This is a genomic window from Acinetobacter sp. IK40 (assembly GCF_035615075.1).
GTDB classification, from domain to species: Bacteria; Pseudomonadota; Gammaproteobacteria; order Pseudomonadales; family Moraxellaceae; genus Acinetobacter; species Acinetobacter courvalinii.
The window spans coordinates 171471-183228 of record NZ_JANBOE010000003.1; the positions used below are offsets into that span (position 1 = coordinate 171471).

Annotated in this window: 13 protein-coding genes and 2 tRNA genes; 8 read left to right on the forward strand and 7 right to left on the reverse strand. The window is 44.7% G+C overall.

What is annotated here, in order from left to right; translation table 11 throughout:
• Positions 1 to 132 precede the first annotated feature (132 nt).
• Positions 133 to 1647, forward strand: a complete 1515-nt coding sequence (locus MSG93_RS07150) for an acetyl-CoA hydrolase/transferase family protein (RefSeq protein ID WP_005227735.1) — start codon at positions 133 to 135, stop codon at positions 1645 to 1647.
• Between the two features lie 57 nt (positions 1648 to 1704).
• Here MSG93_RS07150 and MSG93_RS07155 read toward each other — a convergent pair whose 3' ends face one another.
• The 4 genes from MSG93_RS07155 to MSG93_RS07170 form a co-directional block, all read right to left on the reverse strand.
• Positions 1705 to 2436, reverse strand: coding sequence for a class I SAM-dependent methyltransferase (locus MSG93_RS07155; RefSeq protein WP_324621161.1), 732 nt, complete (start codon positions 2434 to 2436; stop codon positions 1705 to 1707).
• Positions 2437 to 2533: 97 nt separating this feature from the next.
• A tRNA-Phe gene (locus MSG93_RS07160) sits at positions 2534 to 2609 on the reverse strand.
• 140 nt (positions 2610 to 2749) lie between these two features.
• Positions 2750 to 2825, reverse strand: a tRNA-Phe gene (locus tag MSG93_RS07165).
• A gap of 107 nt (positions 2826 to 2932) precedes the next feature.
• Positions 2933 to 3310, reverse strand: coding sequence for a GNAT family N-acetyltransferase (locus tag MSG93_RS07170; RefSeq protein WP_004776129.1), 378 nt, complete (start codon positions 3308 to 3310; stop codon positions 2933 to 2935).
• Positions 3311 to 3414: 104 nt separating this feature from the next.
• Here MSG93_RS07170 and hisB point away from each other — a divergent pair, with 104 nt between their 5' ends.
• The 6 genes from hisB to hisA all read left to right on the forward strand — a co-directional run bounded on the left by hisB (position 3415) and on the right by hisA (position 7514).
• A complete protein-coding gene (hisB, locus tag MSG93_RS07175) occupies positions 3415 to 4008 on the forward strand; it encodes an imidazoleglycerol-phosphate dehydratase HisB (protein WP_004776131.1) in 594 nt (197 codons plus the stop codon).
• On the forward strand, positions 4008 to 4625 hold the full coding sequence (gene hisH, locus MSG93_RS07180) for an imidazole glycerol phosphate synthase subunit HisH (protein WP_032868521.1): 618 nt from the start codon (positions 4008 to 4010) through the stop codon (positions 4623 to 4625). Before hisB ends, hisH begins: the two co-directional genes overlap by 1 nt.
• A 77-nt stretch (positions 4626 to 4702) precedes the next feature.
• Entirely contained in the window at positions 4703 to 5197 is a 495-nt protein-coding gene (locus MSG93_RS07185; protein WP_005282596.1) for a DUF805 domain-containing protein, read from the forward strand.
• A gap of 138 nt (positions 5198 to 5335) precedes the next feature.
• Complete coding sequence (locus tag MSG93_RS07190; protein WP_150954300.1) at positions 5336 to 5869, forward strand: DUF805 domain-containing protein; 534 nt, start codon at positions 5336 to 5338, stop codon at positions 5867 to 5869.
• 88 nt (positions 5870 to 5957) lie between these two features.
• A complete protein-coding gene (locus MSG93_RS07195; protein ID WP_324621163.1) occupies positions 5958 to 6629 on the forward strand; it encodes a 3'-5' exonuclease in 672 nt (223 codons plus the stop codon).
• A 150-nt stretch (positions 6630 to 6779) separates the two neighbouring features.
• Positions 6780 to 7514 carry a 1-(5-phosphoribosyl)-5-[(5-phosphoribosylamino)methylideneamino]imidazole-4-carboxamide isomerase gene (gene hisA, locus MSG93_RS07200; protein WP_005282589.1) on the forward strand — a complete coding sequence of 245 codons (735 nt, stop codon included), beginning with the start codon at positions 6780 to 6782 and terminating at the stop codon, positions 7512 to 7514.
• Between the two features lie 46 nt (positions 7515 to 7560).
• On the opposite strand, the gene MSG93_RS07205 is transcribed toward hisA, so the two are convergent.
• Positions 7561 to 8112: an XRE family transcriptional regulator gene (locus tag MSG93_RS07205; protein WP_324621165.1), complete on the reverse strand. Its 552-nt coding sequence runs from the start codon at positions 8110 to 8112 to the stop codon at positions 7561 to 7563.
• 159 nt (positions 8113 to 8271) lie between these two features.
• Between MSG93_RS07205 and MSG93_RS07210 the strand changes: the two genes are divergently transcribed.
• Positions 8272 to 9114 (forward strand): DMT family transporter, encoded by an 843-nt coding sequence (locus MSG93_RS07210; RefSeq protein ID WP_420714307.1) that lies wholly within the window; start codon positions 8272 to 8274, stop codon positions 9112 to 9114.
• Between the two features lie 59 nt (positions 9115 to 9173).
• On the opposite strand, the gene MSG93_RS07215 is transcribed toward MSG93_RS07210, so the two are convergent.
• Positions 9174 to 10433, reverse strand: a complete 1260-nt coding sequence (locus MSG93_RS07215) for a monooxygenase (RefSeq protein ID WP_324621169.1) — start codon at positions 10431 to 10433, stop codon at positions 9174 to 9176.
• 13 nt (positions 10434 to 10446) lie between these two features.
• Positions 10447 to 11697: an SfnB family sulfur acquisition oxidoreductase gene (locus MSG93_RS07220; protein WP_324621170.1), complete on the reverse strand. Its 1251-nt coding sequence runs from the start codon at positions 11695 to 11697 to the stop codon at positions 10447 to 10449.
• Between the last annotated feature and the right edge of the window lie 61 nt (positions 11698 to 11758).

The following is an 11758-nucleotide window of genomic DNA, read 5'->3' on the forward strand; positions in this document are numbered from 1 at the left end:
CTTTTAAATAGGCTGAAATACAAGTGAATAAAGCGTATGCAGCTGTATTAGACCTTAGCCTTATTTCAATCCACTTTTCATGTTTTAGCGCTAAAATCCATACCCAATGAAAAGCAAAATTGAGAATGGATGATGTCTTTAAGTCGTATTCGCCTTGCAGCTCTACACGACAAAGTGATGAGTGCAGAACAGGCTGCCAGCTTTATTAAAAATGATATGACGGTCGGAATGAGCGGTTTTACCCGTGCAGGTGAGGCAAAAGCTGTTCCTCAGGCACTGGTTGAACAAGCCAAGAAAAATCCGTTAAAAATCACGTTAATTACTGGTGCCAGCCTCGGCAATGACTTAGACAAGCAATTGACGGAAGCCGGTGTACTGGCTCGTCGTATGCCCTTCCAGGTTGACAATACCTTGCGCCGTGCGATTAACAACGGCGAAGTGATGTTTATTGACCAGCATTTGTCTGAAACCGTTGAACAGATGCGTAACCAGCAACTGAAACGTCCTGATGTTGCGGTGATTGAAGCGGTTGCGATTACTGAAGATGGTCATATCGTCCCAACCACTTCGGTCGGGAACTCGGCGAGCTTTGCGATTTTTGCAGAAAAAGTGATTGTTGAAATCAACACCTCACTCAGTGAAAACTTTGAAGGTCTGCACGATATTTATATTCCGACTTATCGCCCAACCCGTACCCCATTGCCATTAACAAAAGTGGATGACCGCATTGGTTCAACCGCGATTCCAATCGATCCAGCGAAAATCGTGGGGATTGTATTCAATGACACCGCAGATTCTCCATCAACCGTAACAGCACCAGATGCGGAAACCCAAGGCATTGCCAACCACCTGATCAAATTCTTTGAACAGGAAGTGGCTGCAGGCCGTTTAGCCAAGAACTTAGGTCCATTACAGGCAGGGATTGGTTCAATTGCTAATGCCGTTTTAACGGGTCTTAAAGATTCAAACTTTGAAGATCTGGTGATGTATTCAGAAGTACTGCAAGACTGTACCTTTGAATTGATTGATGCCGGCAAGATGAAGTTTGCTTCAGGCAGCTCCATTACCTTGTCAGCGCAATGTGGCGAACGTGTTTTTGGCAATCTTGAGAAATACAAAGATAAACTGGTGTTACGTCCACAGGAAATTTCCAACCATCCTGAAATCGTACGTCGCTTAGGCATTATCGGGATTAACACAGCACTTGAGTTCGATATTTACGGCAACGTAAACTCAACCCACGTTTGCGGTACCAAGATGATGAACGGTATCGGCGGTTCAGGCGACTTTGCCCGTAATGCGCATCTTGCCATCTTCGTAACCAAATCCATTGCCAAAGGCGGTGATATTTCGTCAATCGTACCGATGGTCAGCCATGTCGATCACAACGAACACGATGTTGATATTCTGGTGACTGAAGTGGGTCTTGCTGATTTACGCGGCTTGGCACCACGTGAACGTGCCCGTGTTATTATCGACAACTGTGTACACCCGCTTTACCAAGGCGCGTTAAACGATTACTTTGACCGTGCCTGCGAACGTGGTGGTCATACCCCACATATTCTGCGTGAAGCATTGTCCTGGCATGCCAACTTTGAAGAAACAGGTCATATGTTAGCCCCTGTAGAGATTGCTAAATCTGCTTAAGCTACGCATTTGTTTCTAAAAAGCATGCTTCGGCATGCTTTTTTTATTCTCAGTCTTTCAAATCGTTTGCCGCCCTACTCTCAGCAAGACTGGAAAGGTCACCCGCATCGGCTGCCGGATCAGCAGGATATCCTGTAAATCGGCTAAAGCACTGACCTGCATGTGATCTTGATAATGTTTGACTGCAGACCAAGTATTGAGATAATCCCACAACTGCTGTCCTGTCCAGCATAATTCAATCTGAAACTGCGGCATCGGAATGTCTTGAAAAGGAAATGGGATCGTTTGATAAAGCTCATCAATATAGCGCCGCTCTGCATCCCAGAAGCCGTTTAAGGTCTGGTGGTAAAGCTGTTGCAGCCGGTCATTTAAAAACGCATCCTCAAGCGTTAACAGACCATAACCAATCACTACGAAAAGACCATCTGCTTTGAGGGTTCGTTTCACTTGTGCGTAGAATTTTTCAAAGTCAAACCAGTGAATCGCCTGCGCAACGGTAATTAGGTCAAAATACTGATCGGGGAAACTGCATTGTTCCGCGGCTTGCTGTAAATAGCTGACATTACTCAAGGCTGGCGCCTGATCAAGCTGGTTCTGGCTCAGGTCAGTTGCGATCACCTGTTGAAAATGCGGCGCAATCAGGCGGGTTAATTGTCCTGAACCTGCGCCACAGTCCCATGCACGGTCAAAACCCTTGAGTTGCTGAATTAAGCTGTCTATGAGTAATTGTGGGTAAGTCGGTCGTGCCTGTTGATAAAGTTCACTTTGCGCTGAAAATAAATCCTTCATGCGATGTTATTCTTCAATTCTTCTACTTGGCTTCAATATAACAAACTATTGGCGCAATAAAAAAAGCCCCAAACTTTCGTTTGAGGCTTTTTGAATATGGTGGCGAGACCCAGGATCGAACTGGGGACACACGGATTTTCAATCCGTTGCTCTACCTACTGAGCTATCACGCCAATGGGGTGTATTAAGCCGTATCTCGGCGCAATAGTCAATAATTATCATGAGCTTTTGATTTAATTGCCCATTTTTCACGCAATCAATTTTAAGACAAAAAAAATCCCTGATGGGATCAGGGATTGAAAATACAAATTTATGGTGGCGAGACCCAGGATCGAACTGGGGACACACGGATTTTCAATCCGTTGCTCTACCTACTGAGCTATCACGCCAAAGTGGGCGTATTAAACAATGTTTGTCTAAGCCCGTCAAGCAAATTTGTGGATTTTTCGTTTAAGCGCTTAATTTTGCTGCAAAGCGTGGTTTTAAGGCCAGCTGTTTAGATTTTACCGAGATGCGACAGGCAACGATGGATTGCCCCGCAACCCGGTTCAAACTGTTGCACGCCCTGCGCTTCTTCCATGCGACAGACCTCTTCAACCAGACGTTCCGCCACACCGCGGCCACGATTGGCGGGATGCACCACAATATATTCCAGAACACGGCTTTCACCTTGTCCTGTCGCCCAAATTGCACCTATAATTTTGGTGTTAAATTCAGCAGTGTAAACTGTGGTATATTGCTGTAGATTTTGTTCAAGTTGTTCCATTGCATCTTGCCCGTCGCCAAACTCTGGGCTGGTATCGTAAAGTCGCTCGAGCTGAGTACGAATTCCTGAATCTTCCAGAGAACTGTAAGCATGTACGGTAATAGGCATTGATTAACCCTCCTGAGCAAACTATGATGCTGTCACTTTTTCGTCACAGCGAAACTATTGGTTTTTAATTCAATCATTTTTGACGTTTTTTGAGGAACGTGTCCATGACGCAACGTATCAGTGAAGTGGTAAGAAATACCAACGAAACAAAAATTCGAGTTCGTCTCAATCTCGATGGTACTGGTCAAGGCACACTCAACACTGGAGTTCCATTTTTAGACCATATGATTGATCAAATCAAGCGTCATGGTCTATTTGATATCGATATTCATTGCGATGGCGATCTGGAAATCGATGACCATCATACCGTCGAAGACTGCGGCATCACACTAGGACAAGCCTTTGCACAAGCCTTAGGCGATAAGAAAGGCTTACGTCGTTATGGTCATTTTTATGCACCTTTAGACGAAGCATTGTCTCGTGTAGTAGTAGATTTGTCTGGCCGCCCGGGTTTATTTATGGATATTCCATTTACCCGTGCCCGTATCGGAAGCTTTGATGTTGATTTATTCTCGGAATTTTTCCAGGGCTTTGTCAATCATGCACTGATGACGTTGCATATTGATAACCTGAAAGGCAAAAATAGCCACCATCAGATTGAAAGTGTATTTAAAGCATTGGCACGTGCCTTACGTATGGCCTGTGAAGTTGATCCACGTGCTGAAAATACCATTGCGTCAACCAAAGGTAGCCTGTAATGACCCGTATTGCGTTACTTGATTATGGCATGGGCAATCTGCACTCTGCGGCAAAAGCATTAGAACATGTCGGTGCAACCGTGGATGTAACCAATGATCCTAAACTGATTGCTAAAGCAGACAAGATTGTGTTCCCCGGTGTCGGTGCCATGCGTGACTGCATGCAAGGCATGCGTGAAGCAGGGATTGATGAAGTGGTGCGTCAGGCGGTCTTTAACAAACCAGTTCTGGCAATTTGTGTGGGGATGCAAGCCCTGTTACAAAGCTCGGAAGAAAATGGTGGCGTCGAAGCACTGGGTATTTTTGAAGGCGCGGGAAAACACTTTCCGGCAATCCCGAATCTCAAAGTGCCACATATGGGCTGGAATCAGGTACATCAGCTTGATCCAGAGCATCCCATGTGGAATAACATTGAACAAGATGCCCGCTTCTACTTCGTACATAGCTATTATGTCGAGCCAAGCGATTCGGCAATTATTGCCGCGACCTGTGATTATGGCGTGAACTTCTGTACAGCCATTCATAAAGACAATTTGTTCGCAACACAGTTCCACCCAGAGAAAAGTCATACTGCCGGTTTGCAGTTGCTGAAAAACTTTGTGGAATGGAAAATTTAACTGATCGGACATTAAAAAAATCGCCATATCATGTGGCGATTTTTATTGCCCATAAAAAATAATTCAAACGACGAATAATGATGTTACAGCCCGTTTCTAAGCATTTATCAAACCCATTTAACCCTCAGGGACGTTTTGGCCGATTATCTTATCTGGCATGGCAAACTGTCATTTTCCTGATTATGATTCCGCTAAACATTTACCTCAGCTTTGAAATGTTTGGAATTGGCTTAGATCAGCCACATAAACAGCCTGACTTTTTAGCGTTATTTTTATGGCTAATCCTTGCACTGTTTTTTGTTTATAGCAGTATTATCTTTGCTATTCGACGTCTGCATGACTGTAATCGTTCAGGATGGTTTGTGCTGCTCTTTGCTGTGCCTTATCTGAATCTATTGATGCTTTTGTATCTGTTACTTGCTAAAGGTAATCAGGACTCCAATCAATATGCACCTTTGCACCCGACTGCAACTTGGGAAAAAGTCATGGCCTATATCGGATTGAGCTTAATGTTCATTCTCTCTGTCTTAATGTTTCTTGTTCTCATGAAAAACCATGCGATTTTCCCTTAATCTATGTCTATTATCTTTATCAACCTCTTCAATAAAACAAACTAGATCAAAATTTATATCATTTTTTAATTTACTCTTTATAATTTAGGCGAGTAAAAAATTTAATAACTGCTAAAAACTATTATTTTTGAGGGCTTCATGAATACATCACTACAAACAAATGATTCAAGTTTAAGTGCAAATGGACGTTTTGGACGTTTATCCTATTTAGGCTGGAATATGCTGATTGGAATTGCTTTCTTCTTTATTGGCGTTGTCAGTGCTTTCTTAGTACCGACCATGACCGATACATCTACAGGTTTTCTGACCTATATTTTAGTTGGGCTATTTATCATTATTTATATTGTAGCCTTATATGTAAGTTTTATTTTTACCATCCGTCGTTTACATGACAGGAACCAGACTGGCTGGTTATCACTGCTAATGCTTATCCCATTGGTAAACTTTTTGTTCTTTATTTATTTAAGCTGTGCAAAAGGCGATGTGGGTATTAATAATTATGGCTCACCACGAATGACCCGAGGTTGGGAAAAAGTATTGGCATGGATCTATATTATTTTTATCCCGATCATTATATTGGCTTTGGCTGCGACCGCTATCCCAGCCTATAAAGAATATGTGCAAAGAAGCCAGCAAGCTCAGATTGAGCAACAGATAAATCAAGCTAAATAAATACGTCATGTTTGCTAAGCCAAGTTTCGACTTGGCTTTTTTATTTCAATAAAACCCTTTAAGCTCAGATAAATGACTTGAGTTTTAAATGCAGATGGACACACCTCAACACGCAGCAGTACCTTTGAGCAAGGAACAAATACGTGCCTTAGCTGCCTTTGAAAACCTTGTTTCAGAAAGGATTATTGTCATTCAAACGCTTGAACAATGCCTGACGCTACACGATCAACTCAGTTCCATTGCAGTGTTTGGTTTTGACAGTGAATCGAAACCGACCTTTAAAGTGGGGGAAAAGTCGACCGGACCGCATGTTATCCAGCTTGCAACTCACGATACCGCCTATGTTTTTCAGGTCAGTGCTGAAATTCTGGATTTTTTAAGACCGATTTTAGAAAATGAACAGCAACTGAAAGTCGGCTTTGGTCTCAAGAATGATGCACATATTTTCCGTAGCCGAGGTATCCAGCCTGCATCACTGATTGAACTATCCAAAAGCTTTGGCAGTTTTGGCTATCGCAGCCAGGTCGGTGTACAAACCGCGATTGCCCTGCTTTTCCAGCGTTATCTGGCCAAGAGTAAAAAGATCAGTACCTCAAATTGGGCGGTGAAACATCTTAGTCCACAACAGGTCAGCTATGCCGCAGCGGATGCTTATGCAGCATTGCTGGTATTTGAGCAGCTTTACCGGCAACACCGATTCACACCACAATTACAACAACAAATCATGAAAATACTTGAAGGATCAACAGACAAGGCTTAGAGATTGATCAATACTTTGCTAATATAGGGCACGCTGAACATTCAGAAATGCATTGCGTTATAGGCTAAATCGCCTGTTCTGTCGCAATCGTAGAGGGACGTTCAACAAGCCCTAATAATTTAAACTCTATGATGACGCAAGGAGCGGTGTATGCTAATCATCCCAGCAATTGACCTGAAAGATGGTAAATGTGTCCGTTTAAAACAAGGACGTATGGAAGACGATACTGTTTTCTCTGATGACCCTGTGGCGACTGCACAACATTGGGTGGATGAAGGCGCACGTCGTTTACATTTAGTCGATTTAAATGGTGCTTTTGCCGGCACGCCGATTCATAAACCTGTGGTCGAAGCGATTGTACGGGCACAGCCAGAACTGCCTATCCAGATTGGTGGAGGTATCCGTTCACTTGAAACCATTGAGCATTATTTAGAGGCGGGTGTGTCTTTTGTCATTATCGGCACCAAAGCCGTGAAAGAGCCTGAGTTTGTAGAAGAAGCCTGTAAGCGCTTTGCTGGCCGTATTATTGTCGGTATCGATGCCATGAATGGCATGGTAGCAACCGATGGCTGGGCCAATATTACTGAGGTTAAGGCGACTGATCTAGCCAAACGTTTTGCAGATGCAGGCGTATCCAGCATTGTGTATACCGACATTGCCCGTGATGGCATGATGCAAGGCGTCAACGTTGAGCAGACTGTTAATCTGGCAGATTATTCAGGCTTACCGGTAATCGCATCTGGCGGTGTGACCAATCTGGATGATGTCCGTAACTTAAAAGGCCAGAAAGGTATTTTAGGTGCGATCACAGGCCGCGCCATTTACGAAGGCACCTTAAACCTGCGTGAAGCACAATTATTGCTGGATGAAGACAACCGTCTTTAATCCTGTATAAAAAAAGAAGTTATCTGTCCAGATAACTTCTTTTGATTTAATACAGCACATGACGCATGAATTTTAATGGCTGTGTCCCTCGATTGGCATAACCATAACGAACCGAACTTTCAAATAGAATAGAATCCCCAGCCTGCACAACGCGTGTTTCCTGTTCCAATTCCAGACTTAACTCGCCTTCGAGTACATAAATCAATTCCTGCCAGCCTTGTTGATCTGCTTCGGCATGATAGACCTCTCCGACAGCCAGTGACCAGCTCCATAATTCAACCTGAGTCGAGACGGGAACCGAAGCTAACAGTGTCGCTTGACTGGCGGGCTGATGGCCTTGCCAGGCCAAGGTATTCACAATTGCGGATTCACCGATTTCAGGCGGGCTAACAATACGTTTGAAGTCAATCCCCAGTACCGCTGCTATCGCATCCAGTTTTGCCAGACTAATATTGACCTGACCCGTTTCTAAAGCGGCAATGGTACGGCGACTGACCCCTGCCCGGTCTGCCAGTTGTTGCTGGCTTAAATGACTCAGGTCCCGAAAATGACGGATATTTTTTCCTACATGGCTCAGGACAGCATCGGATTGGCGCATGGGCAACAACATTTAAAAACTAAATCTTGCGCAATATATTGCACAATGTTCTCAAGCAATGCAATATGTGCAGTATATTGCACGTTGCATAGGATTGTTGTTTTGGCCACCTTATCCCAGTCTCCTAAAGCCGCCCAGTTTGCCCTGATTTTTATTACCATGATCTGGGGCGGTACTTTTTTAGCCGTGCAATATGCGCTGAATTTTAGTACCCCGATGTTTTTTGTCGGCTGCCGCTTTGCAGTTGCGGCTTTGGTCATCTTTTTAATCTCGATTAAATCCATGCGCGGCTTAACCTTAAAAGAGAGCTTGGCGGGCACCGCCATAGGCATTGTGATTGCAATTGGTTATGGTACACAGACCATCGGCCTACAAAGCATTTTAAGCAGTGAATCCGCCTTTCTCACTGCACTGTATGTGCCCTTGGTGCCCATTTTAATGTGGCTGATCTTCCAAAAAATACCTTCCGTAATGACTTGGGTCGGTACTGCACTGGCCTTTACTGGCTTGGTGTTGTTAACAGGCAATGGCTTTTCCAGCATTAATTTCAGTTATGGACAAACGCTTACCCTGATCTGTGCCTTTGTGATTGCACTTGAAATTATCCTGATTGGTTATTTTGCCGGGAAAGTTAATCTAAGACGGGTCACGGTGATTCAACTGGCAGTTGCTTCATTATTATCATTTGCCAGTATGCCCTTGGTCGGTGAACACAGTATTCCACCGTTTTCCTGGGGATTGCTGATCATTGCCGTGGCACTCGGCTTAGCCAGTGCGTTGATTCAATTTGTGATGAACTGGGCGCAACGTATGGTCGATCCAACGCGTGCTGCGATTATTTATGCGGGTGAACCGGTTTGGGCCGGTGTCATCGGACGTATTGCCGGTGAACGTTTACCGTTACTGGCATTATTTGGAGGACTACTGGTGGTGCTTGGAGTTTTAGTCAGCGAATTAAAGTTTAAATTCTTTACGAAGAAACCACTGCCAGAGAATAAATAGAGAAAGCAAAGTGCACAACAGTTTTGGTTGAATACAATCTATTGTGCACCTTTCAACAATTAGGCTGGAATTTCCTGCTGATTCCTGGCTAAGGGACTATTGCCAATCTGCCACACATACGGCAATGGTGCTTGATTAACTTCCCAATCTCCAATCACTTTCTGTTTATAGACCAATGGGTTGTGTGATGCGACCACACGGGCATTGCGCCAAAAACGGTCCAGCTGCTTGTCTGTGGAACTGGCCGATGCACCCAAGGCATTAAACAGCTCGCTACTCAAATTCAGTACCAGTTCGGCAATTACCACCTGCCCCTGCGCCGACACTAATTCAGCACGCTGATTAGCATCCAGCTCAGCCTGTTCATCATTTTGAAAATGCTGTAGATAAGCCGCATCTAGTGCTTCAGCAGTACTCAGTGCAATACTTTGAGCTGCATAGGCCTGTGCAGATGCTTTGCCAATTATTTGCAAAATTTGTGCGTCTTCACGTACCAGACTGGCATTACCATGACTATAAATCCGCGTCCGCTGACGCACTTCCTGCTTAAAGGTCTGCACTGCACTTTGTGCAATACCTGCCAAAGTCGCCAGATGAACTACTTGATAAAATGCGGTCTGATATTTAAAGCGGTTTTCAAACACCAGAATGTGATCTCGTTCAATCTCCACATTGTTTAAGGTCAAGGTCCCGCTGCCCGTGGTTTTTTGCCCAAAGCCATCCCAGTCATCCACAATATCAATGCCTTGTGCCTGCGTGGACACCGCAGCAATCACATGCTGATCGGTGGTTTCATCCAAAGCGAACAAGTCAATCCAGTCTGCGAAAATCGTGCCTGTAGAATAATACTTCTGACCATTGATACGGAGTTTTCCGTCCTGCGTTGCCGTAACACGAGTTGCGACATCTCCAATTTCAACTTGACCAATTTCGGTCCATGCATTCCCCACAATCTCACCACGAACAAAGCGTTCAAACCACAGGGTCTGTGCTGCGGTTTTTTGTGCGTTTAAACGGTCTTCGACAAAGGCAAAATGCCCGCGTAAGGCCTGAACTACATTGGAGTCAGCTTGAGCCAGTTCAATCAACAGCTGAAATAATTGCTTTTGCGAAACACCATCACCACCAAAAGCCACAGGCACCCGTACCGCGCCAAAGCCAGCCTGTTTTAACCATTGAACCGGTTCATAGGGCAAGGTTCGGTTCTTTTCCCGTGCTAAAGCACCTTCCGCAATTCGTTCGAAGATAGGACGAAACTTGCCCGCCACCTGTTCATAATGTGCACCCAAGGAGAGATTTTGATTGCTTTGACTGGTCATAATACTACCCCTCTTAGCTCCACGCATGACGTGGCAGTGCCACACCATTCAAATAGTAATTACCCACCAGATTATATTTCCAGCGTACCGGATCATGCAGGGTATGCGTACGGGCATTGCGCCAGTGCCGATCCAGATTCAGCTCGGATAAGGTGGAACGGCTACCCGACAACTCAAATAATTTATTGGCCGCCAAGAGTGCGATTTCAGTGGTTAGTACTTTCGATTCAGCCGTGAGTAAGGTTGCTTCTGTTACGCTGTCTTCGGTTGGATTGGCCAAAGCACGGTCAATCGCCTCACCGGCCAAGGCTAAAACCGCCTCTGCGGCACGCAGTTTAATTTTTAGCTCGCCAATATTGCTAATGGTATAGGGATCTTCACTGGCATGTTCCAGACCTGAATCAATCCAAGGACGGGCAGACTCACGCACATAGCGAATGGTTTCCTCAATCGCCCCACGCGCAATCCCCGCATCGACAGCGGACTGAATAATTTGTGAAATTGCACCTGCTGCTGTGGGACGTTCAAAAGCCTGATGGATCGGCACCACATATTTTAAATCGACCCGAACATGATCGAGCTGCACGCTGCCACTAGCCGTAGTGCGCTGACCAAAACTGCTCCAGTCATTCACAATGGTCAAACCTGGGCTATGTTGTGGTATCAGTGCTGCAAATACTTTGCCCTCGTCACTGACTGCAACCACAGGAATCCAGTGTGCCAATAAAGCGCCTGTGGCAAAAAATTTCTGACCACTGATCAGCGCATAATCCTCTTTAAATTCAATTTTAGTGGTCAAATCCGCGACAGTTTTCGAGTGTTTTTCCGAGAATGCATTGCCTAAACGCTTGCCTTGCAGCACTTGTTCGAAGAAGAACTGCTGCTGCTCCAATGATGCATCCAAACGGATATGCTCTAAAAAGGCCCAATGATTTTGTGCAATCTGCCCTAAAGATGAATCTGCACTGGAAATAATGGTCACGACTTCAGCCAAAGTTTTATAACTCACCCCTGCACCACCAAACTGTTTTGGAATATTAATCCCCCACAGACCCGAGGCGGAGTATTGCTGGATTTCCTGCAGTGGCAGCTTGCGTTCATGGTCACGCTTTGCCGCCTCTTTGGCAAAAGCAGCCGCTATACGATGGGCCACCGCAAGGGCTTCTTGATCTGAAGCAATCACATGTGCGGGCGTATTATTCAAGTAAAAATCTTGCGGAATACTCTGTGCATCTTCCAGTTTTATTTCTATTTTTGAGGTCATTATAAATACTCATTGTTCCAGTTATAAAAATAAACTAGCACTATTTTTATTGCATATTTAT

What these genes read in the sequence shown, in the direction of transcription:
- MSG93_RS07150 (WP_005227735.1), top strand. Translation starts at nt 133, where the DNA reads ATGTCTTTAAGTCGTATTCGCCTTGCAGCTCTACACGACAAAGTGATG.
- MSG93_RS07155 (WP_324621161.1), bottom strand. Translation starts at nt 2,436, where the DNA reads ATGAAGGATTTATTTTCAGCGCAAAGTGAACTTTATCAACAGGCACGA.
- MSG93_RS07170 (WP_004776129.1), bottom strand. Translation starts at nt 3,310, where the DNA reads ATGCCTATTACCGTACATGCTTACAGTTCTCTGGAAGATTCAGGAATT.
- hisB (WP_004776131.1), top strand. Translation starts at nt 3,415, where the DNA reads ATGACGCAACGTATCAGTGAAGTGGTAAGAAATACCAACGAAACAAAA.
- hisH (WP_032868521.1), top strand. Translation starts at nt 4,008, where the DNA reads ATGACCCGTATTGCGTTACTTGATTATGGCATGGGCAATCTGCACTCT.
- MSG93_RS07185 (WP_005282596.1), top strand. Translation starts at nt 4,703, where the DNA reads ATGATGTTACAGCCCGTTTCTAAGCATTTATCAAACCCATTTAACCCT.
- MSG93_RS07190 (WP_150954300.1), top strand. Translation starts at nt 5,336, where the DNA reads ATGAATACATCACTACAAACAAATGATTCAAGTTTAAGTGCAAATGGA.
- MSG93_RS07195 (WP_324621163.1), top strand. Translation starts at nt 5,958, where the DNA reads ATGCAGATGGACACACCTCAACACGCAGCAGTACCTTTGAGCAAGGAA.
- hisA (WP_005282589.1), top strand. Translation starts at nt 6,780, where the DNA reads ATGCTAATCATCCCAGCAATTGACCTGAAAGATGGTAAATGTGTCCGT.
- MSG93_RS07205 (WP_324621165.1), bottom strand. Translation starts at nt 8,112, where the DNA reads ATGCGCCAATCCGATGCTGTCCTGAGCCATGTAGGAAAAAATATCCGT.
- MSG93_RS07210 (WP_420714307.1), top strand. Translation starts at nt 8,272, where the DNA reads ATGATCTGGGGCGGTACTTTTTTAGCCGTGCAATATGCGCTGAATTTT.
- MSG93_RS07215 (WP_324621169.1), bottom strand. Translation starts at nt 10,433, where the DNA reads ATGACCAGTCAAAGCAATCAAAATCTCTCCTTGGGTGCACATTATGAA.
- MSG93_RS07220 (WP_324621170.1), bottom strand. Translation starts at nt 11,697, where the DNA reads ATGACCTCAAAAATAGAAATAAAACTGGAAGATGCACAGAGTATTCCG.